This is a genomic window from Altererythrobacter sp. (genome assembly GCF_050299635.1).
In the GTDB taxonomy this organism is placed as follows: Bacteria; Pseudomonadota; Alphaproteobacteria; order Sphingomonadales; family Sphingomonadaceae; genus Erythrobacter.
Genome location: NZ_JBNKWF010000014.1, coordinates 55,962 through 80,420 on the forward strand (window position 1 = coordinate 55,962; position 24,459 = coordinate 80,420).

Here is a 24,459-nt window from a genome sequence, read left to right on the forward strand (position 1 = left end):
TGTTGGCGCTTCCAGATTGGCTGCGATCAGTTGATCTCGACCACGGCAATGGCCTTCGCAGGAAGATCGAACACCAGCTTCCCGCCAACGGTGCGCCCCGAATAGGCCACTGGCTTAACCGTATCGGGCTTGTCGAATGTGTTGTGCGAATCGATCTTGGCTGCAGTCAGCATCCGACCCTTTGCCTTGCCTGTGAAGTCGGTTGTAATCCGCACCGCTTTGTTTGGATCGAGATTCACCAGCGACAGCCACATCTTGCCATTCGCGTCCTTGGCCGCCGACGCGTCGACCATCGGGATATCGACATCACCCTCGATATAACGCGGGCTGTTGACCTTCGCAGGAAAGGGAATGGCACCCTGGAACGGCACATAGAGATCGAACAGGTGATAGGTCGGTGTCAGGAGCATCCGTTCCTTGTCGGTCAGGATCATGGCCTGCAGCACGTTTACCATCTGTGCGATATTGGCCATCTTCACCCGCTCCGTATGGCGATGGAAGATGTTAAGCGTCAGTGCCGCGACCATGGCATCGCGCAAGCTGTTCTGCTGATAGAGGAAGCCTGGGGTAGAGCCCGGTTCCTGGTCGTACCAGGTCCCCCACTCATCAACCGACAGTGCTACGCGCTTTTCCGGATCGTGCTTGTCCATGATGGCTTCGTGCCTGACGAGCATTCCGTCCAGCGCCTGAGCGTTACGGAGTGTGATGCCCCATTCTTCCTTCGGGAAGCCGGTCGCCTGGCCTTTCGTTCCCCAGTCCAGTGGGATGGTGTAGTAATGGAGGCTAATTGCGTCGAAATACTTCCCGGCCCGCTCCATCATGACATCGGTCCAGTTGAAGTCATCCGCGCTTCCGCCACTGGCCACGCGAAACGCACTGCCGCCATGCAGGCGTGCGTAAGAGCCGAACTGGCGGCTGAGATCGCCCGCAAACTCCGGGCGCATTTCGCCGCCACAACCCCAACTTTCGTTGCCAACGCCGAGGTATTTCACCTTCCAGGGCTTCTCGCGCCCGTTTGCGCGGCGCTCCTTTGCCAAAGTGGAGGTGCCGTCGGCGGTCATATATTCGAGCCACCGCGCCATTTCGCGCGGCGTTCCCGAACCCATATTTGCGGCCACGTAAGCGTCAGCTCCGATCAGCTCGGTAAAGTCCATGAACTCATGCGTGCCGAACGCGTTGGTCTCGGGCACTCCGCCCCAGAACTTGTTCATCCGCTCCGGACGCTGTGCAGCCGGACCGATACCGTCGCGCCAATCATAATCGTCTGCAAAGCAGCCGCCCGGCCAGCGGATTACCGGAACCTTGATCTTGCGCAGGGCCTCCACGACGTCCTTGCGATAGCCCTTGACGTTGGGGATGCTGGAATCCTTGCCAACCCAGATGCCTTCGTAGATCCCTCGCCCGAGATGTTCGGCGAATTGCCCGTAAACGGCGCGCTCGATCTTCGGCCCGGGCTTGGTTGTATCAACTGATACGCTGACTTCGACCTGCGCGCTGGCACTGTACGACATCAGCAACGAGGCGACACCGATCGCCGCCTGACGAATTCTCTTCATTCCTGAACTCCCATAAACTGCAGTCTTTCGCCAGGCCGAATGGACCGGTCGCTGACGAAGGTCGCCTTGTGGCCAGGCTGGCTGGAAAGGAGCGGGATGACGGTTTGCAGCTAAAGCAATGCCCAGACCAATCCTGGCGATTGGTCAGTCTCGATCAAGACTCTGGGAGAAGAACTTTTGCGGCCGCCCTTTCCAACCCGCCAAACCGTTGGTGGGCGAACTGCCTTATTAACTCGGACAAGTCAATAAGGGCCGCAAGGCCATCTCTGAATCATTCAGGTCAGGGACAAGGGAGCAATTCTCAGGCTTGGCAAGCAGCGTCCCGTAATATGCCCCGCGAGGTCTAATCCAGGGTGACCTGGCGCTTGGTGTCCAACAGGGCCATGTCGACCAGTTCAGTCATGGCCTGGCGCGAGGCATCAGGATCCCCTTTCCGAACGCATTCGAAGACGCGACGGTGATCGGGAATTGCGTTGCGCAACGGTGCCCGGCGCTGCTTGAACACGGTCGTCCAGGCAACTGCGGCACTTACCCCGCTGGTCAGGGTCATCATGAACGGATTACCCGTGGCCTCCAGCAATGCGGCATGGAATTCCTTGTCGGCCTGCCGACCGGCCTCTGTCGACAGCGTGTGTTCCGACATGCCATCAATCGCAGCTTCCATCCGTTCCAGCTGACTTTCGTTCCGCCGCGCAGCAGCAAGCGCTGCCGCTTCCGGCTCCACCAGACGGCGCAATTCAAAGAGACTCTCCAACAGGTCGTCGCTGGGTTCGTATTCGAAGATCCATTGCAGCACGTCGGGGTCAAGCAAGTGCCACCTCAACTGCGGACTTACCTTGGTCCCGGTCTTTGGCCGGGATTCGACCAGGCCCTTTGCCGAAAGAATGCGCAGCGCTTCGCGGTAGGCTGTGCGCGAGACCTTCAGGCGTTCGCTCGCCTCGATCTCCCCAAGCAGCAACTCACCCGGTCGATAGTGACCCGACACGATCGCGATACCGAGATCGCGAGCAACGGTGCCATGAATGCGAAGTTTCTTCCCGCCATTTGTCGATTCGTCAGGCATAGTAGCTTGTCTAACTCGTCCTCTCCTGGCTTGACCGCAAACGATGTCATCACCGCAAACAATTCTGCCAGCCAATTTTCGCAAGCTTGGAGAGCCAAACCCCAATTGCCCAAGCCCCCCGAACTCTTCTCAATTAACTCTTAGAACATCCAGGTCTTCATGCAAGCCATCGTGCTCATGCTCGAGAAATTATTTACTCAGACAGTAATGGTCATATGGGCGACGTTTTTCGGCAATTCTGCCCAAATTCAGGCATTCCCGTTCTCAGGGCAGGCAAAATCCCTATGGCACTCCAGCACAAGAGCCCATCCAGTTCCTGTCTGAAAATTATTCGTAACGCATTGACTGTACATATATATTTTTCCCTCACCCTGCACCTTCCAATCGGTACCTCCGGCCAGGCTCGTGGACAAACTGCAAAAATTGCCCTTGCGGAAATCTATTTGTCTGACATACTGGCGCGAATTCGAACCCGTGCGATAGACATACAGCGCGGACAACCTCCATGCGGCCAGATCCAACTTGATCGGCATCAGGGCGGAAGACAAAGTGTTTGGGAGAGAGATCGATGCATATCCTCGCGCTTGCCACCGCCTCGGCCATCGCGGTCGTGTCGCCTGACAAGTCCGTTGAAATCAGTATCGCAGATGACGGATCGACCTTTTCGGTAACGCGCAAAGGCGAAACGATCATTCATGATGCACCGCTGGGCATCGAACTGGCGGATGCACCCGAATACAAGGTTCTCAATTCCCATAGTGTTCGCCGAGCCAAGGTGGATCGGACCTTGCCCTTGGTCGCCACCAAGGCCAGCAAGGCGGTCGATCTCTTCAATGGCGCAGCCATCGAGTTTCGTGAGGCGGGTACTGCGGGGCGCAAAATTACGATCGAAGCACGCGCCTACAATGACGGCGTAGCTTTTCGCTATGTAGTGCCGGAAGGCAAACCGGTCGCGATTTCAGGCGAACGCACTTCCTATCGCTTTGCAGAGGAAACCCGCTGCCTCGTCACCGAACTCCACAATTCGCACGAGCGGACCTGGAACACAGAACTGGTCGCATCGCTCGATCCCAATAAACTCTACGACAATCTAGCAACCTGCGCCACGCCTTCGGGTCGCAATCATTTTGCCATCGCGCAATCTGGTATCGAAGGCTACACCGGATCGAGCCTGCGCGCTTCGGGTAACGGACTGGACGTAGTGTTGACTCCCCGCGTCGATCGTCCGTCGATTGCCGTACAGTCTCCCAACGGGCTTCAAAGCGCGTGGCGGGTTGTATTGTTGGGCGATCGCGCGGGCGATCTCATTCCCTCACCAGTTATCGGCAATCTGGCGCGCCAGCCGAGCGGCGACTTTTCGTGGGTCAAGCCGGGCAAGGCGGCGTGGGACTGGTGGTCTGGTCCGCTGGCGAGCGAAAAACCCACCATGGCGCGTTATCGCAAGTTCATCGATTTCGCCGCGAATTCTGGCTTCGCCTACTTCCTGATCGACGCAGGCTGGGCGTTGAACTCGACCGAATGTTGCGAGGCCAGCGAGGACACCAATATCCTGCAGGCCGAACCCGGAATCGATATACCCGCGCTCGTCGAATATGCCGACAGCAAAGGCGTTGGACTGCTTCTATGGGTCCATTGGGCGCACCTCGACCCCCGAATGGAAGAAGCGCTCGATCTCTACAAGAATTGGGGCATCAAGGGGGTCAAGGTCGACTTCATGGATCGCCAGGACCAGCAGATCGTCGAATTCTACAGCCGAACTGCCCGGGAAACCGCCAAACGGCAATTGCTGCTCGACATGCATGGTGCTTTTCAACCAGCGGGTTTGCAGCGCACCTACCCAAATTATATCACCCAGGAAGGGGTGATGGGCGCGGAGTATGACAAGTTTGCCTGGGGTGCCGTGACCCCGGCACACAACGTCAAGCTGGCCTACACCCGTATGCTGGCTGGGCCGATGGACTACACACCCGGCGGTTTCCGCAATGGCGGAAAATCACCCGGCCCCGAAGATGGGTCAAACCCGGTCAGCCAGAATACCCGTGGTCAGGCCCTGGCGATGTACGTAGTTTACGATAGCCCGCTCCAGATGGTTTCCGACAGCCCTGAAGCCTATGCCAATGCCAGCGGGTTCGACTTTATCAAGATCGTACCTGCGGCCTGGGACGAAACCCGTTTCATCGATGGCACGCCGGAAAGCCACGTCGTCCTTGCCCGTCGCAAGGGGACCGATTGGTTCATTGGCGCAATGTCGAATGGAGACGCACGCACCGTCACCGTTCCGCTCGATCTGCTCGGAGACGGTAGCTTTGAAGCCCGGATCTGGCAGGACGGCGCCACGCCGAACGAAGTAACTACACGGAATATCACAGTTTCGAATCGCGACACTCTCACCCTGCCACTGGCAGAAGGGGGTGGTGCCGCGGTTCGGATCCGGCCGGTTCGCTGAACTGGCCAAATGCTTCTGGCAAGCTTGCTTGCTGGACATCCTCTCTCGACTAACCCCGTCGCCTAGTGCGACGGGGTTTTTTCTTTGCCGCCTTCCTCAGCGCCATCCTCTAGTCGTGTCCAGATCGCTTCGTCGCGCAACTCACCGGAAGTAACCTCAATCCGGTTTTCTCCGGGACCGAGGTCGACCTGATCCCAGCGCGCAACATGATCGACCACGGGGACTTCAGGGTAGGATCTTCCATTCACTTTCAGGCCTACACGCGACTGATTGCTGTAGGCGCGCACGGTGACTTGCGATGCGTGGCGGAAATTGTGACGCCGTTCGGTGAGGTGGAGCATCGGCTTTGACGACCAGTTCGCCTGATACCAGAAATAGGCGTCCTTGCGCACCGAACGATCAAAGCTGATCAGCCCCTTATCGTTGATCCCCGGGCGGTCGCCTTCGTTGCGCCCGTCTGAAGCCAGATCGAAAGCTACCCAGATGAAGCTGCCCCAAAGATAGGGAAGGTCCCTGATCTCTCGCCAATTCCGTTCATGATATGCTGTCTGGTATTGTTCGGGATGCCATCTGCTGGTGGTGATCGGTGGCTCGGGATCGCTCTCTTGTGCCAGGATCCCTCCCCCGGCACCATACTCGCCAATCGCGAATGGGCGGTCCGGAAAGGAAGCGTGAAAACGCTGCGCCCATTCGCCAAGCGATCCCTTCTGGTCAGGGTACCAGCCGAAATAGCGATTGAATGCGCTGAGATCCGGAACCAGCGCCTTGGGTGAATTGTCGGCCTGGCAGCAATGCGCATAGGTCGTTGGACGGGTGGGATCGGCGGCTCGCGCTGCCTCTTGCGCAACCGCAATCATCCGCACTGCGTTCTCACTGTCCTCATAGACTTCATTGCCCAGCCCCCAGACCACTACCGAAGGATGGTGCGCATTCTGCGCAATCAGTTCACGAGTCTGTTGCCTGATATTTTCGGCGAAAGCCTCGCCTGGATCGATCGCGCTGTTGAGCGGAACTTCCGTCCAGACAAGCAAGCCGCGCCGGTCGGCCTCGTCATAGGCCCGCTGCGGGTGCTGGTAATGCACAAACCGCACACCGGTCGCCCCCATTTCGGCAATTATCGCCATGTCGCGGCTGATATCCTCGTCACTTACCGCTGTGCCCTTCCCCGGTCGCTGCGAATGGAAATAGTTCACACCCCGAACCTGATAGGGTCGCCCATTCAGCAGCAAGCCGCGATCGGGAGTAATCTCGATCGAACGAATTCCGACCGGGAGCTCGACCCGATCACGCAATTTGCCATCTTCATCGTGGATCGTGGCGACAAGCCGATAGAGATAGGGATCGGCTGTGCCGTTCCACAGGTGCGGTTTGGCAACGTTGAGTGTTACCTCGGCCTCCGTCGTATCCTCAGGATTTATCCGGCGCTTCCCTTCTTCCTTGGCCACTTCGCGGCCGCGAGCATCGAGAAGACTGACCCGGTAACGCGTGCTGGCAGCCAGGCCACCACCGTTCACCAGGCGCATGCGTGCACTGACAGTCCCGGACTCCTGGGTAGCCCTGGGCACAGAAACATGAATGCCTGGCCCCCCGAAATGCATCATGTCGAAATGAAGCGAGTCGGTCTCGATCAAGGAAACGGGGCGAAAAAGGCCCCCAAATACAGTGAAGTCACCGCCCAGCGGCGCGATATTGGCAAGGCGGGTATTGTCGGTGCGAACTGCAATCTGATTGCGCCCCGTCGCAATGACCTGTGTCACGTCAAAGCGAAACCTGGCATAGCCACCCTCGTGGCGGCCCACCAGCACTCCATTTACCCAAACGTCGGCTGCCAATGCAGCCCCTTCGAACTCCAGAAAATAGAGCCGCTTTGCCTTCTTTGCGGAAAGGTCCAGGGTCGTGCGATACCAGCCCGGACCGCGATAGTAAGTGCCGCCGTCATCGCCATCGGCGACATTATAGGTGTGCGGCAGAGTCACGCGCCGCCAGTCCCAATCGTCGACATCTGCGGCCCCGGCGCCCGGAACATCCTTTCCGATGAATCGCCACTCCCCGCTTAGCACGGTCCTGGTGCGTTCAGCGGCAATCGATGGTTCGGCAAGTCCGAAGCAAGCCAGCACGGCAAGCAATGCCATCAATCGCTGAACCGTTTCCTTCGAAACCAAGAACCGCACCCCAAACATCATCAAAAGCACTCCCTTGCTCATTCCTCTTATCGGTTCGCAGACCACCCCACGCCCCGCAATCTGGCTGCGCTGCCCGACACTTGCTGGAATCGTCAGCTAAATTGCGACTCAGTCTTGATAGCGCGCACGCCTATTTGTATGATAAATAGAAATGTGAAGCTAGGGATGGATCTGCCTGAAAATGAATACCAGTCGTAAGCGGGCCGTGCTTTTCGGCCTGACACTCCCATTTGTGCTGGCTTCGGCCAGTGTGCTGAATGCACAACCCGAGGGCCAGAACGTGGCCGACCCTGCCCATTGGCCACAGGCGAGAAGCCAGGGATTGATCGACTCCGAGACCGAGGAACGAATCTCCGCCCTTCTGGCCAAAATGACTCTCGAAGAGAAAGTCGGCCAGATGATCCAGGCCGACACCTCCGCGATCAAGCCCAATGATCTGACAAAATATCCGCTCGGCTCAATTCTCGCCGGCGGCAGTTCACCGCCGCTAGATGCGCCAGATCGTTCGCCTGCGGGTCCCTGGATCGACACTGTGCGGGCTTTCAACGACGTTGCGATGCAAGAGCGCCAGGGACATGTTCCGATCCCGATCATGTTCGGAATCGATGCCGTTCACGGGAACAACAATATCGTGGGCGCCACGCTGTTCCCGCACAACATCGCATTGGGTGCCGCGCACGATCCCGATCTGATTCGCCGCATCGGCGCCGCGACAGCGAAAGAGATTGCAGCGGCCGGAATCGACTGGGCCTTTGCACCAACTCTGGCTGTTGCCCGCAACGATCGCTGGGGCCGGACCTACGAAAGCTACTCGGAAGATCCCGCTCTCGTCCGAAGCTATGCCGGCGCCATGATCGTCGGCCTGCAAGGCAATCCTGGCGAGGGCACGATCCAGACCGGCAATGTCTCGGCCAGCGCCAAGCATTTTCTGGGTGATGGTGGGACGGCCAATGGCATCGACCAGGGCAACGCCCAGATCAGCGAAAGCGAACTGAGCGCGATCCATTCAGCGGGATATCCGCCCGCAATCAATGCTGGAACACGCACCATCATGGCCAGCTTCAACAGCTGGAACGGCGCCAAGATGCACGGCAACAAGAGCCTGCTGACCGATGTGCTGAAAGGACGGATGGGCTTCGATGGCTTCATCATCGGAGACTGGAACGGCCACGCGCAGATTCCTGGCTGCACCTCAACCGACTGCCCGGCAACCTTCATCGCAGGGCTCGACATGGCAATGGCTCCCGATAGCTGGAAAGGCCTGTTCGAGAAGACCGTCCAGCAGGTCCGGGACGGTACCATCCCGATGGCGCGCATCGACGATGCCGTGAGGCGCATCCTGCGCGTAAAGTTCAAGGCTGGCCTGTTTGATCCCGCCCGACCCTACGAGCGAATGACAGATCTGATCGGTCACGCCGATCACCGCGCACTGGCTCGTGAAGCCGTCCGCAAGTCATTGGTTCTGCTGAAGAATGACGGCGTGCTGCCGGTCAAATCTTCAGCCAATATCCTGGTCGCGGGTAGCGCTGCCGACAACATCGGTCAGCAATCGGGAGGCTGGACGCTGTCCTGGCAGGGCGATGGCAACACCAATGCCGATTTCCCCAATGCCCAGTCGATCTATTCGGGCATTGCCGAAGCCATGGAGGCCGGCGGCGGCAGCGCTACGCTCAGTACCGATGGCAGCTATGCCCGCAAGCCTGACCTGGCGATCGTTGTGTTCGGTGAGAAGCCCTACGCGGAAGGCAGCGGCGATATCCGTTCGCTGGAGTTCTCACCTGGAGAGAAGCAGGATCTTGAGTTGCTGAAGAGACTTAAGGCGAGCGGAATTCCCGTGGTTTCAGTGTTTCTTTCGGGTCGTCCAATGTGGGTCAATCCCGAACTGAATCAGTCCGATGCCTTTGTGGCAGCTTGGCTGCCCGGAAGCGAAGGCGGCGGTATTGCCGATGTCCTGATCGGCGATAGTTCGGGTCGGCCACACCATGATTTCACGGGACGCCTTTCATTCAGCTGGCCCAAGACTGCGGCACAATTTTCGCTCAACCAGGGCGAACCAGGCTACGATCCGCTGTTTGAACTCGGTTATGGTCTGAGTTATTCCAATCCGGGCAAGGTCGGCCAGCTTGCCGAAATCGCCGGAATTGACGGGACACCGCTGAACAAGAGCCACTTTTTCACAAATGGTCGCGTACCCAAACCTTTCACCCTTCAAGTCGAGCCCGCGGTTACGCGCGCTCCGGTCGATTCCCGGACCAAGCAGGAAGGCGCAACACAGTTTCGCTGGCAAGATGGCGCGCACGGCATGATCTCGATCGATGGCGATGACATCGACCTTAGCTTCGAAACAAATGCAGAGATGATGCTGAAGCTGGTCTATCGCGTTGACAATCCGGCCACCAGCAAGGTCACCATGAACATGGGCTGGGGCGCCATCGACGCGACAAGCCTGTTCGGATCGACCGCCGGTTGGCAAACTGTGCGCATTCCGCTCAAATGCTTTGTCAAGCACGGAGGTGACATGGCGCGCCTCCATCCGGTGTTGAGCTTTGAGACGACCGGTTCGATGACCGTATCATTCGAAAACATAGAACTGGCGACACAAGCGCCGGACGGCATTTGTCCGTCCGGGCGCTGAATGTCGCAAGGGAGATTAAAGATGCACCGACTGACTCATTGGTTGTTCGCCCTCGCCGCGCTGTGCCTCAGCAGCGTAGCCACGGCCAAGGACGCTTCACTTCCACGATTCGAGAGCCGCGACGGACGGCATGCGTTAATCGTCGACGGGGCGCCCTATCTGATCCTCGGTGGTCAGGCTAACAACTCCAGCAACTACCCAGCGATGTTGCCGGCGGTTTGGCCGACGATCCGTGCACTTAACGCCAACACGCTCGAAATTCCGGTCGCCTGGGAACAGATTGAGCCGGTCGAGGGAAAATTCGACTTCTCGTGGGTCGACGCGCTTGTCCCTGAGGCGCGCGAGAACGGCGTCCGGCTAGTGCTACTGTGGTTCGGAACCTGGAAGAACACCGGTCCGAGCTACATGCCCGAATGGGTCAAGAGCGACACCAAGCGCTTCCCACGGATGACGACCAAGGACGGCAAGACGCATTACGTGCCTAGCCCGCACAGTCGCACCACGCTTGAGGCCGACAAGCGCGCATTCGTCGCTCTCATGCGTCACATTCGCGAAATCGATCCGCAGCACACAGTGATCATGGTTCAGCCGCAAAATGAAGTCGGGAGCTATGGCTCACCGCGCGACTACTCACCTGAGGCCAACAGGCTGTTCGCCGGCCCGATCCCGGCCGAACTCGCGCGCAAAATGGGAAAGATCGGCACGTGGAGCGAGGTGTTCGGCCGCAAGGCAGAGAGCTCGTTCCAAGCCTGGTACACCGCGCGCTATATCGACGAGATTGCCGCCGCTGGCCAGGCCGAGCTTAACCTGCCGATGTACGTCAATGTCGTCACCACCGACCCGTTCGATCCCAAGGCAGGCGAAGGGGGCGGCGCCAGCGGCGGCGCCGACTGGCCGGTGCTCGACGTGTGGAAGGCAGCTGCGCCGCACATCGCAACCGCCGCGCCTGACCTCTACGATCGCGGCTACGACGTCTATGCTGGCAAGCTCGACAAAATGTCGCGGCCAGACAATCCCCTGTTCATCCCCGAGACCGGCAACGACCTCGATTTCGCCCGCTATTTCTGGCTCGCGCTCGGCAAGGGCGCTATCGGATGGTCGCCGTTCGGGATGGACTCTACCTACTCCAACTTCCCGCTCGGCGCGAAACAGCTCGATGACGAAACACTCGAAGCATTTGCCTCGAAGTTCGCGCTGATGCGCCCAATTGCGCGAGATTGGGCGCGGCTCGCCTTCGAGCATCCGACTGTCGGCTTCGCCAAGGGCGACGACGCATCTGACCAGTCTGCTGTGAGCGGGCGCTGGAAAATCACCGCGCGCTATGGCCTGTGGGCATTCGGCGAGCCGGAATGGACCTGGATGGAGATGCCGACGAATCCCAAGAAGGAGCAGCTGATCGGCGGCGCGGCCCTGATCCAGCTCGGCCCCGACGAGTTCCTGTTGGCCGGTTCGGATGTGCGGATCGGTTTTGAACTCGCCGCACCCAAGCCAGAAGATAACGTCCATTACCTGAGCGTCGAGGAAGGCACCTTCCAAGACGGGCGTTGGGTGATGAAGCGTCGCTGGAACGGCGACCAGACCGACTACGGCCTCAATCTTTCCGAGCCGACGCTGCTGCGCGTACGGCTCGGAACTTACCGCTGATTAAAGGAGCACCCCACGTGTCCATCCGCAAATCTTCATTCCGCCTCGTCCTTGTAGGTCTACTCGCGAGCAGCGCGACTGCCGCGCTTGCCGGCACTTTCGAAGAGATCGACAACGGCGTTATAGTCACTCCCGATGCCGGTCCCGCCAAACGGGTTCGAGTCATGGCCTATGGCGACGACACCTTCCGCGTCACCGCCGTTCCAGCAGAGGATTTCAACGAGGTTCCCGAAAGCCTCTTGATAACCGCGAAGCCGGCGGGCGCCCCGGTCGTTTCCGATACCAAGAGCACTGTCACGCTCAAGCTGGCTGGCGGAAGCGCCAAGGTCAATCTGGCCAGTGGCCAGGTGTCGTTCTTCGACGCCACCGGAAAGCCCTTCTTGAGCGAAGCCAGGCGCTCGGCCTTTGTTCCGAAGGTGGAGGAAGGGCAAACCTGGTTCACTGTGACACAACAGTTCAACCGCGGCACAGACGAAGGTTTCTACGGCCTGGGCCAGCACCAGAATGGCCAGATGAACTATAATGGCGAGGATGTGGAACTCGCCCAGCACAACATGGACATTGCCGTCCCCTTCGTCGTTTCGACGCGGAACTACGGAATGTTGTGGGACAATTATTCGATCACCCGCTTTGGCAATCCCAAGGCCTACAGCCTGGCCGGTAGTGGCAAGGACGGGCTGAAAATCACCGGCCTTGACGGAAAACCCGGCTGGACCGCCCAATACTATCTGGGAGACCGCCTTGCCGTCACCCAGTCAGAATCGGTGATCAATTACCAGTATATCCGCGACAACATGAACTGGCCCGAAGCGGCCAAGGCGAATACGGTTGCCTCAACTGCCGGGCAGAATACTGCGGGCAATGCGGTTGAGAAACAGCACGTCGTCTGGACCGGAAAGGTCACTGCCGACAAGAGCGGCCTGCACCGCTTCCGGCTCTATGGATCGAGCTATTTCAAGGTGTTCGTCGATGGCGAGCTGGTGCTCGACCGCTGGCGCCAGAACTGGAACCCCTGGTACCACAATTTCGACGTGCCAATGAAAGCCGGCAAACCCGCCGAAGTCCGCGTCGAATGGGAACCGAATGCGGGTTACATCGCGCTCGTTCACAATGACCCGATCCCGGATGCCGACCGGCATTCGCTCACATTCACATCCGAGTTAGCCAAGTCGGTCGATTACTATGTGACCACCGGCAAGGACATGGATTCGGCCATTTCCGGCTATCGACAGCTGACCGGAAAATCGGCGATGCTGCCGCAGTGGGCCTACGGCTTCTGGCAGAGCCGCCAGCGTTACGAAACGCAGGATCAGTTGCTTGGCGTTGTCCGCGAGTTCCGCAAACGCAATCTGCCGCTCGACAACATCGTGCTGGACTGGCGTTATTGGGAGGATGACAGCTGGGGTTGCCATTGCTTCGATTCCACACGCTTCCCCGAACCCAAGAAGATGATTGATGAGGTCCATGCACTGGATGCGCGCATCATGGTTTCGGTCTGGCCGAAGTTCTACCCGACAACAGACAACTACAAGGAACTCGATAAGGTCGGCGGGATCTATCGCCGCATGGTCGAACCGAAGCCCGGCGAACCAACCGACCCCGAGTACATTCGCAAAATGTATCGTGACTGGGTCGGCCCCGGCTATGCCAATGCGTTCTACGATCCCTACAACCCCAAGGCGCAGGATATCTACTGGCGCCAGATCCGCGACAATCTGCTGACCAAGGGCTTTGATGCCTGGTGGCTCGATTCGGACGAACCCGATTTCCACTCGAACCTCTCGATCGAGGAACGCGCCTATCGCATGGGGCCGACCGCACGTGGTCCGGGCGCAGCCTACTTCAATAGCTATGCGCTGGTACATACCGACGGGGTCTACAAGCGCACGCTGGAATCGAAGCCCGGCGTTCGCCCGTTCATCCTCTCACGTTCCGGCTTTGCCGGCATCCAGCGCGCCGGCACCGCGCTCTGGTCAGGCGACGTTGCCTCGCGCTGGGATGATCTCAAGGAACAGGTTTCGGCAGGCGTAAACCTGTCCATGTCGGGTATTCCAAACTGGACCCACGACATTGGCGGTTTCGCACTCGAAGATCGCTATACCAGACAGGATCCCGCCCACCTGGAAGAATGGCGCGAATTGAACCTTCGCTGGTTCCAGTTCGGCGCGTTCACCCCACTTTTCCGCAGTCATGGCGAGGCACCGAAGCGCGAGATATACGAGATCGCACCCGAAGGTTCGCCAATGTATGCCTCGATGGAATGGTACCTCAAGCTGCGGTACCGCCTGATGCCCTATATCTACACGCTGGCTGGCGATACCTGGAGCAAGGACGGCACGATCATGCGCGGGCTGGTTATGGACTTCCCTGCCGATCCCAAGGTTCGCAATATCAACGACCAGTATCTGTTCGGCCCGGCCTTCCTTGTTGCGCCGGTCGCCGAGTTCAAGGCGCGTAATCGCTCGGTCTACCTTCCGGCTGGTTCCGACTGGTACGATTTCAACACCGGCGCCTACCTGCAAGGCGGGCAGACCATTGTAGCGGACGCACCATATGAACGGATGCCGCTGTTTGTCCGCGCCGGTTCGATCGTGCCCACAGGGCCAGAGATCGAGCATACCCGGCAAGAGCCGGATGGTCCCATCGTGCTGCAGGTGTTTACCGGCGCCGACGGGAGCTTCTCCCTCTATGAGGACGATGGCACCAGTGAAGGGTACAAGCGCAATGAGTTCGTGCGCATTCCGATCGAGTGGAACGAAGCAGAACGCACGCTTACCATCGGCAAGCGCGAAGGCGGCTATGGCGGGATGCCAGGCAAGCGAGCCATTTCGGTCAGGTTCTATGACAAGACCACGCGCCAACCGATGGACTTTGAAGAGAACGGAGAAAGCACGGTCGTTTATGACGGCAATCCGGTGACGCTCACCATGCCGTAAGGAATGGGGCTAGCCCGGAACGGCGCAAAAGAAGAGCCGGCCTTGAGATGATCAAGGCCGGCTCATTCTTTTTGCGGCGTGGGTCAGTCGCAGTAACGCTAGCCCGGCCCGGCAGGATCAGGCCGCGGACACCAGCCCCTGCCCCTGCAATTTCACCACCGGAACCATCTGGCCTGCCTTGGGCTTCGGGAATGAAATCACCAGCGCATCGTCTTCCTGCTTCCAGCTGAGTTTACCGCCGCCAACCAGCTCTGCCTTGGCAATCCTTGCGCCGCCTAGCGCGCGCAGGCCCAGCGAAGCGATCCGTGCCGTGCTCTCGGGCCAGAGCAGCATGATCGCGTAAAGCGAGCCGTCATTGGTGGTGAAGCGAACGTCCTGCTCTGTAAAATCGCTCGCCTTGTCTTCTTCCATCTTGCCGCCCGGCAGATCGGTCGGTCCTTCGCCAAATGTGCGCCAAGGGCGGCTACCAAAGATCGCGGCGTCGCCATTGACGCGCAACCAGGCCGCAATTCCGTCGAGGATCTTTTCCTCTTCGCTGTCGATTGTCCCATTGCCGCGCACCGGCACCGAAAGCAGCAAATTGCCGTTCTTCGAAACGATATCGCAGAGGCGCTGGACCACTTTCTGCGCCGGCACATAATATTTGTGATCGTACCTCCCGCGATTGTAATGCCAGTCGCCGATGCAGGTGCAGGTCTGCCATGGCTGCTCGCGCATCACGGGCGAGAAGCCGCGCTCGACGTCGTTCATCAAGCCGCCCTGCATATAATCGGTCAGCAGCTTCGATGTCAGCACCACATTCGGGCTGCCGTGCCATTCTATCGCCCGATTGTAGTAATGTGCGATCGCTTCGAGGCCCACGGTCCCGAAAGGGATGCGGGTATCGTCGAGATAGACCATGTCGGGCTTGTACTTATCGACCAGCTCGTTCTGGCGCAGCAACCAGCTGCGGATGAATGCCGGGTTCTTGGCTGCAGCATGTTCCAGCCATCGACCGTCATGCACCTGATGCCAAGCATCCATCGATTCGTTGCTGGTAATCCCGTCCGGTGCAACGTAGCTGGGGCCGGTGTAGAGTTCCTGCGGATCAAGTCCTTCCCACCACTTCCCCTTGCCGTCTTCCTTGCGCAGCTTGAACGCATCATAGCGCTCGCCCGCTCTGGGGCCTTCGGGATCATAGCCATATGCTGTCTGGTACCAGTGCCAGGAGTGGCTGATATGGTTGCTTACACCGAAAGGTAGCCCTTCGGCGCGGGTCGCCTTTTCCCATCCGCCGACAATGTCGCGTTTGGGCCCTATCCGGGTCGAGTTCCAGGCGTGATGACTGCTGTCGAACAAGTCGAAATTGTCGTGATGCCCGGCCATGGCCATGAAGTACTTGGCACCGACCTGCTTGTAGCGACGCAACAGGGCCGCCGGATCCCAAGCCTCGGCCTTCCACTGATTGATGATTTCCATGAACCCGGTGTCGGCCGGATGGCCGTAATTGGCGAGATGGTGCTTGTAGGCGCCGGTCCCCGGCAGATACATCAGGCGACCGTACCAGTCGCCGGCTTCAGGCTGACACTGCGGTCCCCAATGGGCCCAAATGCCAAACTTGGCATCGCGGAACCATTTCGGGGTTTCCCAGGTCTGGGAGAGAGAGGTCCAGTTCGGTTCGACCGGCGCTGCAGAGGCAGATGCCGCGATCGCACCGCCCATACCGATCCCCCCGGCAAGCACCGCGCGTCGACTAAAACCAAACATAACTTTTTCTCCCATGAATCTTCACTTGTCTGATTTATTATCCGTCGTTAGCAGTGGTTGCAATGGAGAGGAAGGAAGATCGACAAAAACTTGATTACAGCGTCGTAGGCGGAGGTTTCTGAACAAGGCCCGGCCGTAGATTGATCTTACCAGTAACGATGCCGATCAAGCTTTTTCAACCTTCCCGCCACTGAGTGAAAGGTCTGACATGAAACTGATATCCGCCATGATTCTGCTGTCTGCCCCGGCAATCGCCTCGGCCCAGACACTGGAGCTCGACGCCCCTTTCTCCTCGCACGCGGTCTTGCAACGCGATCGCGCCATCCCGATCAGCGGACAGGCAGCACCAGGAAGCGCGGTGACGGTTTCCATCGGCTCGGAAAGCCACACGTCCAAAGCCGATCAGGATGGCCGCTGGCAAATCGATCTTCCAGCCCGCGGGGCCGGCGGCCCCTTTGTCATCGATGTTACCAGTGGAGACGAAACCCTCGAACTCAGCGACATACTTATCGGCGATGTCTGGCTTTGCTCGGGCCAGTCGAACATGGAGTTCACGCTCCGCCATGCGACAAATTCGGATTTTGAGGTCGCGAGCTCAGGCAATCCGAACTTGCGGCTGCTGAATGTTCCGCGTCAATCCAGCCCGACCCCGCAAGACAGGTTCGCCAGCCCGACACAGTGGCAAATCTCGGGACCGGATTCGGCCGCAGACTTCTCTGCCGCATGTTTCATCATGGGCCGCGAATTGCAGACCCATCAGAAGATTCCCATCGGCCTGATCGCCTCAAGCTGGGGCGGTTCGATGATCGAGGACTGGATCAGCCGCGAGGCCTTGCAGACACTGCCGCGCTACACGACCGAGCTCGCCCTGCTCGACGAATATGCGCGCGATCCGCAGGCTGCTGCGCTTCAATGGACGAGCGTGTTCCGCAATGGCCTGGGCGCCAAGGCGACCGCTCCTGCCGATGCATCCTGGCAAACCGTTCCAAGCCATGAGGTCTGGGAAAGCTGGGGAGTTTCCGAGCTCGCCGCCTTTGACGGTATTGGCTATTACCGCGCCAGCGTCACGCTCAGTGCAGCGCAAGCGAAACAGACCGCCAATGTGTCACTCGGTGCGATCGACGATGCCGATTTTACCCGGATCAATGGCAAGGACATTGGCATTGTGCAGGGCTGGAATACGGAGCGAACCTATCCGGTTCCGGCCGGCACGCTCAAGGCTGGCAAGAACATTATCGACGTGACGGTGGTAGACACTGGCGGCGGCGGCGGCATGTGGGGCGATGGGCAGCGCAAGATCACGCTGGCCGACGGCACCACCATCCCGCTCGAGAATTGGTCCTTTGCCAAGGGCAAGCCGATCAACCAGGTCGGCGCCCTGCCCTCTGCTCCATGGATTGGCGGAAGCGGGCGGACGACACTTTACAACGGCATGATCGCCCCGCTCCATGACTACCCGGTTAAGGGCTTCGCCTGGTACCAGGGTGAAGCCAATGCAGGCGACGCCAAGGGCTACGCCACACTCATGCCGCTGATGATTGCCGATTGGCGCAAGCGCTTTGGCGCCGATCCCTTCGTCATGGTCCAGCTGGCCAATTGGGGCCCGCTTGTTTCGACCCCCTCAGACCATGGTTGGGCTCAGTTGCGCGATGTCCAGCGCCAGGTTGCCGATGCGGATCCGCTGGTCGGCATGGCCAGCGCGGTCGATATCGGCCAGGTCTCAGACATTCATCCGACCAACAAGCAGGATGTCGGGCATCGTCTTGCCCTGGCAGCCCGTCACCTTGCGCTGGGCGAAGATGTCGAGGATCGCGGACCTTCGCCAGTTGCCGCCTCGCGAACCACCAAGGGCATTGAGGTCCGTTTCGCACATGGCCCGTTGCTGGTCATGGGTGGATCGCATGCAATCGGTTTCGAACTGTGCAATGCCAGCGCGCAGTGTCGCTTCGTTCCCGGCGAGGCTTCGGGCGATACCGTGACCCTTCCCGCCGATCCGGCTGCCGTCGAGGTGCGCTATCTCTGGCAGGCCAGCCCGATCGTGAATCTCTACAATCCGGCGGGCCTTCCGGCATCGGGCTTTTCGATGAAGATAAAATAGGTCCTTGCGACGCTCGCCCCGATGTCCTCCGCAAGCAGACATCGGGGCGAGCCGCAACCGACCGGTGGAACCGTCTTGTCAGTTCACATCCGGTCGAGTTTCACCAGCAACAGGTCGTTGGCGCGGATCTTGATCTTCATGTCGAACTTGCCGTCGGCACCGACCTTGACCTTCCGGTCAATTTCAGGCGTGTCGCGCGTTTGCGCTTGCAGTTGGGCCAACTGCTGATCCGTCAGCTGATCGGGCCGGCCCCACTCCATGTAGGTCGTGTAGGCATCGTTGGCCTTGTATCCGGTGCGAAACACGCGCAGCCGGTAGGTTCCCGGTTTCGCCGCATTCACAGCCAGTCGCACCGGCTCCAGCTTCCTGGCCGAATGTATCCGGGTGTAGAAGGGACGGTTGGACAGCTTCTGGTCGGGAATGGTGAAGTTCCAGATTAACCCGACGAAATTGTCGCCATCGCGGGTCAGCCAGCTTTCCTCATCGGCATTTCGCAGTTCGCTTTTCCCAAGCTGCGCCAGATAGCGGTAGGCAAAGTAGGAGGGTTTGCGGATGCCCTCGCGGGTCAAGAGCCCGAAACCGCCATGGAACGGCGTGGGCGGCGGCCCCGCTTCCTCGAACAGGTCGCTATAGACCCAATAGCTCATCGCCTGGGCCGAGCGCTCAGTTCCCTTGAGCTTGTTGAGAATGAACGCCGCATTGAGATAGGTATCGTGGATCGGGTCGCGCGGATTGTAGCTTGAGTTCCACTCCGTGATGTAGAGCGGCAACCCGGGAAATTCCGAAGCATCGATCTCCCCGCGCACTTTCTCGATGTCTTCGATTACCGCGCGGCGATCGAGCACGAGCCGGTTGTCGCCCTTCCCTTGCTCGTCAAGGAAGCCACCTGCAACCCCGTAGGAATGGGTGGTGACGAAATCCACCGGTGAGCCCACCTGTTTTGCGTGAGCCAGAAACTCAGGCACCCAGGCCGCGCCTGCAGTAGCAGGCCCGCCCACCTTCAGTTCGGGATCGACATTCTTGATGGCCTGAACGGTCGTATCATAGAGCTTGAAATAGCTGGCCTGGTCCGCGTCGGTCCAGAAACCGTCGAGGTTGGGCTCGTTCCAGACCTCGAAGCGCCAGCTGCGTACTTCCTCCTGGCCAAACTCGGCCTCAAGGTGCCGGATGAATGCCGTGATGAAATCCGACCATTTCTGCCAATCCTTCGGAGGCGAGCCATTGCCTTTCCAGTGAAAGATCGTCTGGCTTTCGCTGGCGAGGTCCGCCGGCATGAAGCCGATTTCGACGAATGGCTTAATCCCGGCCTGTAGCAAATTGGCATAGACCTGCGAAACCCGGTCAAAATTGTAATATGGCCGCCCGTCGACCTCACGATAGGGCGCGGTGTCGTGCAGGAAGATCGCGTGGAATCGGATATTGCGAAACCCGATTTCGCGCTGGACCAATTCCAGATGCTCGACATTCTCCGGCCGCAGGAACATTCCGCCGTGACCGGCGCCAACGCTGTCACGCCACGCCTCACTCATATCTCCCGAAATGGCATCCATATCCGCAGCCACGTGCCGGTCGGCATGTGCCGGCGCGCTTACGAATAGCGCCGATGCCATGGCCAGGGCCAGCGACGGGCGCAGCAAGCGCCTGTTGGTCGTTCTCGTCATACCAATTTCACCTCGTTGTTCGTGTCAATTCTGCAAGCCGCCGGTAACGCGCAGCTCGGAAATCCCGATCGTTGCATCCTTTGGCGGCCAGAAACGGATCCGTACGCGCCGCCCGACTACGGGCTCGGTTTCGAGCTTGCGCTTGATTGCGTCCCGCATTCCCGGAAACTCGTCGACAAGCTTGCGCCACTGTCCCTGCTCATCGAGAATCTCTGCCATGAAGCCGTATGGTGCCGATTGCGGGAAAGTAATCGTCAGCGAATGGACTTCGATCACGCGTTCAAGGTCGATTGCGACGGTCAGTTCACTGTCGCCCGTTGCCGGGCTCCAATAGGTCGACGGATCGCCATCGTTCACTAAGCGCGAACTGTGCCCGGGGGCGCTGCTGCTGGCGAAGGTCGGATTGTTCAGCCCGAACTCTTCATCGCCGGGCCATTCGCGCTGCGGCCTGACGAAGGCCTTATAGGGGCGTGGTCCGGCAAGCGCAGACTTTCCCGGGACAAACTGTGGGCCTTCCAGCGTCCGTACCGTCGCCACCCCATCCTCCAGGCCAGGCGAAGTAGCCCGCAGCTGCGTTACCCCCGAGTGCCAACTACGCATTGCGATCGCGGCCTCGCCTTCCCGAATCTCGATGTCGCTATCGGGCGCGAAGTCGATAGTGCGCCCGGTCGGCAACTCGCCCGGCCCAGCCTCGATACTCAGCCGGACTGGCGGACTGTTGCTGAGCCTTCGTCCCTGTGCATCGACGACGCTGACGATCACCTGCACATCATCGGTGCCGTCGCCGCGGGCAATGGTCGGGGCGCTGGTCGTGATCCGCAGTGCGGCCGGCTTGCCTTCTACTGGCCAGTGCGGTGGAGGGATATTGGCGTAGGCATTGCGGTACCAATGGTACTGGCGTTTGGGCAGGCGGGCGTAGTCAATCATGCCCATGCCGCCAAACCGCTTGCCCGCGATCGAGCCATGATCGAATCCAGCCCATATTACCTCACCCGAACGCCAGGGCAGCCGCCACGAACCTTCCTCGGCCGGATCGGCACCCTGGGTCCGTACCAGATCCCCCCAACCCGGCTCGAACGTGCCGGGGCGGTCGGTCATCGTAGATCCATACTCTGCGACGAAATTGGGAATGCCCGGATCAGTGAACAGGCTGGCCCCGTCCCCGTTGTATCCGGCGATATCGCCAAGCTTGTCGATCTCACCGCGCTGCGCACCGTTGATCGCCGCTGGCCGACTCGGATCGAGCCGGTGCGACAGCGCGACCATTTCCGATAGCAAGCGGCGCACATCCGGCATGGTTTCCGCTGCGGTGAAGAACACCTCATTGTCCATGCCCCATGCCACGATTGACGGGTGATTACGGTTGATGCGTATCATCTCGCTCAACTGCTGCTTGGCATTCGCGTCGAACTCGGCGCGATGGGCAGGATCAGTTGGATAGGCCGAGGCACCCCACGGGTTGCGAAATCCCGCGGTTCCCCAGAAACTCATTTCGGACAGGAACAACATTCCCAACCGATCGGTCGCAACGGCAAAATGCGGATCGTGCGGATAATGCGAGCCGCGGACGAAATCGAAACCGGCATCCTTGATCATCCTGACGTCGCGTTCGATTGCGCCATTTGTCACCGCATCGCCCCAACCGGCCTGATCCTGATGGACGTTGGCACCACGAAAATAGCGGTGCTTGCCGTTCAGGAAGAACCCGCGATCTGCGGTCCATTCAAACCAGCGAAAACCGAATTCGGTTTCGTAGCGGTCACGCTCGCGCCCGTTCACGACCAGACTGGTGATAGCCCGGTACAGGGTCGGACTTTCCGGACTCCACAGGCGGGGACTTGCAATCGGCGCGGATAGTTGGCTGGCCAGCGCGGTGGTGCCAGGTGCGATCGTCACATTCTGATCGGGCAGGCTAGCCACGTGCCTGCCCAGTTCGTCCACTATCTTGGTCCTGAGCGTGACATTTGCCCGGTCTGTGCCTGCATTGTGCACCTCAGTTTCGGCGGCCACACGGCCCGACTCCGCTGACAATTCTGGAGTGGTAATGCGCGTTCCGGTCCATGGCACGTGGATTTCGTCGGTGGTGACCAGCCAGACATCGCGGTACAGCCCGCCGCTGAATACGTGTTCGCCAGCACGCGGCAACAGAGTGGGCTGCCATTCATTGTTGACCAGCACCGCGACTACATTGCGTCCGCGTCGCAATGCGGCGGTAATATCGACCGGGAAGCCGGTGTAGCCGCCTCTGTGCCGGGCCAGTTCCACACCGTTCACATAGACACGGGCATCCTGGAAGGCGCCTTCAAACTCAAGCGCGATGCGTCGTCCCTTTGGCAGGGCGCGAAGTGTGAACTCCTTGCGGTACCACCCATCGCCCGTGTAGAAATCGGGCGAACGAAAATACGGCATGCTGAAGCTGTGCGGCAAGCCGACCCGCTCCCACGCGCTGTCATCAAACTCGACATCTTCGGCACCGGCATGGCTTCCCAAAGCGAAGCGCCAGTTGGCGTTGAAATTGATGCGCGCGCGACCCGCCGGAACACTGATTTCAGCAGCAACTTCACGCGCGGCGGCAAGCGAGGGTGGAATGATCGATCCAATCGCAACCAGAAGTGCGATCAAAAGCGATTTGAAAGAGCGACCCATTCCCAACCCATTCCGCCTTTCTGTTTGTGATCGGCAGCGAACCACCAAAGGTGTTCACTGCCGGAATATCCCGCCAGCGAGCTTGTTCAGCCAATTTTGTACGAGTTATAAATAGAACGTGTCAATTGAGGTGGTCAGCACCGGCCCAACGACCCAAAGAGCCGGTCACAATTTGAGGTCAGGTCCGCGAAAGCAAATCGACGGTCCCCGAACGCTGACCAACTCAATCAGGGCACTAATCTGCCCTATCCCGCAACAGCATCGCCGACCTACTCGGGCAGCAACGCTTTAAGTTCGCTTGCTGTGATCCCAATCATCAAACCCTCCTCGTCCTTGGCAAAGGACTTGAGTTTGAGGCGCACCTTTCTGCCATCCATATCCATGACGACGCCGTTCTCGACCAGTCTGTCGATCTTGCCGAATTCAACCCCTTCGCTATCGCGAACAGGTGCGCCGTTGACCATATCCGCGACCGTCGCTTCCACGATCTTCGGTTCCTCCGCTACCGGGACCGAAGTTTCGGCGATAGCGGCCCGGAATTCATGAGCGGAGATCCCCAGCATCAGGCCGGCATCATCCTTGCCAAATGCCTCCTGCGGAAGTTTTGCCAGCCTCATATCGGACTTAACGATGACTCCCGTTTCATCGATCGCCTCAATCGTGGCAATATGAACGCCATATTTGTCACGCACCGTGGCACCGGCTGTAAAGTCGGCAGCTCCCGCCAATTGCGGGCCTTTCTTGTTGCGCTTGTCGCGGCGCTCATCGTCGGCATTGGAAACCTTGACCCCCTGGTTGACGACCCGATTGTAGCCCTCGAGCTGCTCACGGTTGCCTCGCGCGGCTGCCGCGCCATCCACGGTCCCTGGCGCTGGCGCTTCAGGCGGCGCAAGCTGAGCAACAGCTGGGCTGCTTGCTGCCGCGAGAATGGCGATCGTGATTAGGGGCTTCCATTGCATCCGTATTTCTCCACTACCACTGGTCCTATGTCGGCCTTGCAGCTGGAACTGCTGCTATTCACCGCCGAACCCGACGATTGACCGACTCGATCCGCATGTTATACGTCTTCAGTATATAATCAGACATATTGCAGCAAGGAAGTAGAATTATGCGCTTGGCACTTGGACTGACTGCGCTGGCCGCTCTCTCCCTCTCCGGTACAGCTCTTGCCAAGGGCTATATTGTGAACCTGGAACCTGCCAACGCCGGGATCGTATATGGTCACGGTGGACTGCATGCCGTGGACGAAAAGACCGAGGTTGCGCATATCCGGATCGTCTCTCCCGGTCTCAGGGTCGGCAAACGTGGAACGATCCGGGTGCTGGTGAAGAATCTCGGCAAGACTGAATTCGAGTTTGGGCCCGACGATGTGAAGTTGACACTTGCCGACGGAACAGAGCTGCCAAAGGTTCCCTTCAGCGAGTTCGACAAAGGCTACACGCTGATCAAGCGCGAACAAAACCGGGCAGCGGCGGTACAGGCGCAAAACTACAGCACCCTTGGCACGCTTATCGGGCAAACGCAGACCGGTGTGACGGCAGGATCGATCAATAGCGCATCAACCCCCAGCGGTACGCTTGCAGGAGCGCCAGTAAACGCCGACGACTTGAGGCAAAGCTCGGAAGATGAGTATGCCATGCCGGGCGGCAAGACACTGGATGCCCTCTATCAGGTACTTATACCGGAGGTGGTCGCACCCATGGCGGCATCTGGTGGATATCTCGTCTTTGATATTCCCAAGGAACTGCAGTCAGGCAAGAGCGACCTTCCCGTAACGATCACGGTTCGCACGGGAAGCAAAGTCAATCAGTTCAAGGCTGTTCTCGAGCATCGATAGTCGCGTCT

Annotated in this window: 13 protein-coding genes; 6 read left to right on the top strand and 7 right to left on the bottom strand. The window is 59.2% G+C overall.

Going from position 1 to position 24,459, the window contains the following annotated elements; genetic code table 11:
• Positions 1-26: 26 nt before the first annotated feature.
• Positions 27-1,556 (bottom strand): alpha-N-arabinofuranosidase, encoded by a 1,530-nt coding sequence (locus tag ACQY6C_RS09200; protein ID WP_427967907.1) that lies wholly within the window; start codon positions 1,554-1,556, stop codon positions 27-29.
• Positions 1,557-1,899: 343 nt separating this feature from the next.
• Positions 1,900-2,619, bottom strand: a complete 720-nt coding sequence (locus ACQY6C_RS09205) for a FadR/GntR family transcriptional regulator (RefSeq protein ID WP_427967910.1) — start codon at positions 2,617-2,619, stop codon at positions 1,900-1,902.
• Positions 2,620-3,187: 568 nt separating this feature from the next.
• On the opposite strand from ACQY6C_RS09205, the gene ACQY6C_RS09210 reads away from it, so the two are divergent.
• A complete protein-coding gene (locus ACQY6C_RS09210) occupies positions 3,188-5,065 on the top strand; it encodes a glycoside hydrolase family 97 protein (protein WP_427967913.1) in 1,878 nt (625 codons plus the stop codon).
• A 62-nt stretch (positions 5,066-5,127) separates the two neighbouring features.
• Here the strand turns inward: ACQY6C_RS09210 and ACQY6C_RS09215 are convergent, their stop codons facing one another.
• Positions 5,128-7,248, bottom strand: coding sequence for a glycoside hydrolase family 2 protein (locus ACQY6C_RS09215; protein ID WP_427967916.1), 2,121 nt, complete (start codon positions 7,246-7,248; stop codon positions 5,128-5,130).
• A gap of 181 nt (positions 7,249-7,429) precedes the next feature.
• On the opposite strand from ACQY6C_RS09215, the gene ACQY6C_RS09220 reads away from it, so the two are divergent.
• The 3 genes from ACQY6C_RS09220 to ACQY6C_RS09230 are packed head-to-tail and all read left to right on the top strand — an operon-like array spanning position 7,430 to position 14,463.
• Complete coding sequence (locus ACQY6C_RS09220) at positions 7,430-9,883, top strand: glycoside hydrolase family 3 N-terminal domain-containing protein (protein WP_427967919.1); 2,454 nt, start codon at positions 7,430-7,432, stop codon at positions 9,881-9,883.
• 21 nt (positions 9,884-9,904) lie between these two features.
• Positions 9,905-11,527: a DUF5597 domain-containing protein gene (locus ACQY6C_RS09225; RefSeq protein WP_427967922.1), complete on the top strand. Its 1,623-nt coding sequence runs from the start codon at positions 9,905-9,907 to the stop codon at positions 11,525-11,527.
• Between the two features lie 17 nt (positions 11,528-11,544).
• Positions 11,545-14,463 (top strand): TIM-barrel domain-containing protein, encoded by a 2,919-nt coding sequence (locus ACQY6C_RS09230; protein WP_427967925.1) that lies wholly within the window; start codon positions 11,545-11,547, stop codon positions 14,461-14,463.
• A gap of 117 nt (positions 14,464-14,580) precedes the next feature.
• Here ACQY6C_RS09230 and ACQY6C_RS09235 read toward each other — a convergent pair whose 3' ends face one another.
• Entirely contained in the window at positions 14,581-16,209 is a 1,629-nt protein-coding gene (locus ACQY6C_RS09235) for an alpha-L-fucosidase (RefSeq protein WP_427967928.1), read from the bottom strand.
• A 208-nt stretch (positions 16,210-16,417) separates the two neighbouring features.
• Between ACQY6C_RS09235 and ACQY6C_RS09240 the strand changes: the two genes are divergently transcribed.
• Positions 16,418-18,307 carry a sialate O-acetylesterase gene (locus tag ACQY6C_RS09240; protein ID WP_427967931.1) on the top strand — a complete coding sequence of 630 codons (1,890 nt, stop codon included), beginning with the start codon at positions 16,418-16,420 and terminating at the stop codon, positions 18,305-18,307.
• Positions 18,308-18,390: 83 nt separating this feature from the next.
• On the opposite strand, the gene ACQY6C_RS09245 is transcribed toward ACQY6C_RS09240, so the two are convergent.
• From ACQY6C_RS09245 to ACQY6C_RS09255, 3 genes are all read right to left on the bottom strand, one after another.
• Positions 18,391-19,968 (bottom strand): GH39 family glycosyl hydrolase, encoded by a 1,578-nt coding sequence (locus ACQY6C_RS09245; protein WP_427967934.1) that lies wholly within the window; start codon positions 19,966-19,968, stop codon positions 18,391-18,393.
• Positions 19,969-19,992: 24 nt separating this feature from the next.
• Positions 19,993-22,614, bottom strand: a complete 2,622-nt coding sequence (locus ACQY6C_RS09250; protein ID WP_427967936.1) for a glycoside hydrolase family 2 TIM barrel-domain containing protein — start codon at positions 22,612-22,614, stop codon at positions 19,993-19,995.
• 269 nt (positions 22,615-22,883) lie between these two features.
• Positions 22,884-23,573: a hypothetical protein gene (locus ACQY6C_RS09255; protein ID WP_427967939.1), complete on the bottom strand. Its 690-nt coding sequence runs from the start codon at positions 23,571-23,573 to the stop codon at positions 22,884-22,886.
• Positions 23,574-23,722: 149 nt separating this feature from the next.
• Here ACQY6C_RS09255 and ACQY6C_RS09260 point away from each other — a divergent pair, with 149 nt between their 5' ends.
• On the top strand, positions 23,723-24,451 hold the full coding sequence (locus ACQY6C_RS09260; RefSeq protein WP_427967942.1) for a hypothetical protein: 729 nt from the start codon (positions 23,723-23,725) through the stop codon (positions 24,449-24,451).
• Positions 24,452-24,459 lie beyond the last annotated feature (8 nt).

Bases quoted from the DNA above. Each gene is read 5' to 3' on its own strand.
- ACQY6C_RS09245 (WP_427967934.1), bottom strand. From the start codon at position 19,968: ATGACGAGAACGACCAACAGGCGCTTGCTGCGCCCGTCGCTGGCCCTG.
- ACQY6C_RS09255 (WP_427967939.1), bottom strand. From the start codon at position 23,573: ATGCAATGGAAGCCCCTAATCACGATCGCCATTCTCGCGGCAGCAAGC.
- ACQY6C_RS09220 (WP_427967919.1), top strand. From the start codon at position 7,430: ATGAATACCAGTCGTAAGCGGGCCGTGCTTTTCGGCCTGACACTCCCA.
- ACQY6C_RS09225 (WP_427967922.1), top strand. From the start codon at position 9,905: ATGCACCGACTGACTCATTGGTTGTTCGCCCTCGCCGCGCTGTGCCTC.
- ACQY6C_RS09240 (WP_427967931.1), top strand. From the start codon at position 16,418: ATGAAACTGATATCCGCCATGATTCTGCTGTCTGCCCCGGCAATCGCC.
- ACQY6C_RS09215 (WP_427967916.1), bottom strand. From the start codon at position 7,248: ATGATGTTTGGGGTGCGGTTCTTGGTTTCGAAGGAAACGGTTCAGCGA.
- ACQY6C_RS09250 (WP_427967936.1), bottom strand. From the start codon at position 22,614: ATGGGTCGCTCTTTCAAATCGCTTTTGATCGCACTTCTGGTTGCGATT.
- ACQY6C_RS09200 (WP_427967907.1), bottom strand. From the start codon at position 1,556: ATGAAGAGAATTCGTCAGGCGGCGATCGGTGTCGCCTCGTTGCTGATG.
- ACQY6C_RS09260 (WP_427967942.1), top strand. From the start codon at position 23,723: ATGCGCTTGGCACTTGGACTGACTGCGCTGGCCGCTCTCTCCCTCTCC.
- ACQY6C_RS09205 (WP_427967910.1), bottom strand. From the start codon at position 2,619: ATGCCTGACGAATCGACAAATGGCGGGAAGAAACTTCGCATTCATGGC.
- ACQY6C_RS09210 (WP_427967913.1), top strand. From the start codon at position 3,188: ATGCATATCCTCGCGCTTGCCACCGCCTCGGCCATCGCGGTCGTGTCG.
- ACQY6C_RS09235 (WP_427967928.1), bottom strand. From the start codon at position 16,209: ATGTTTGGTTTTAGTCGACGCGCGGTGCTTGCCGGGGGGATCGGTATG.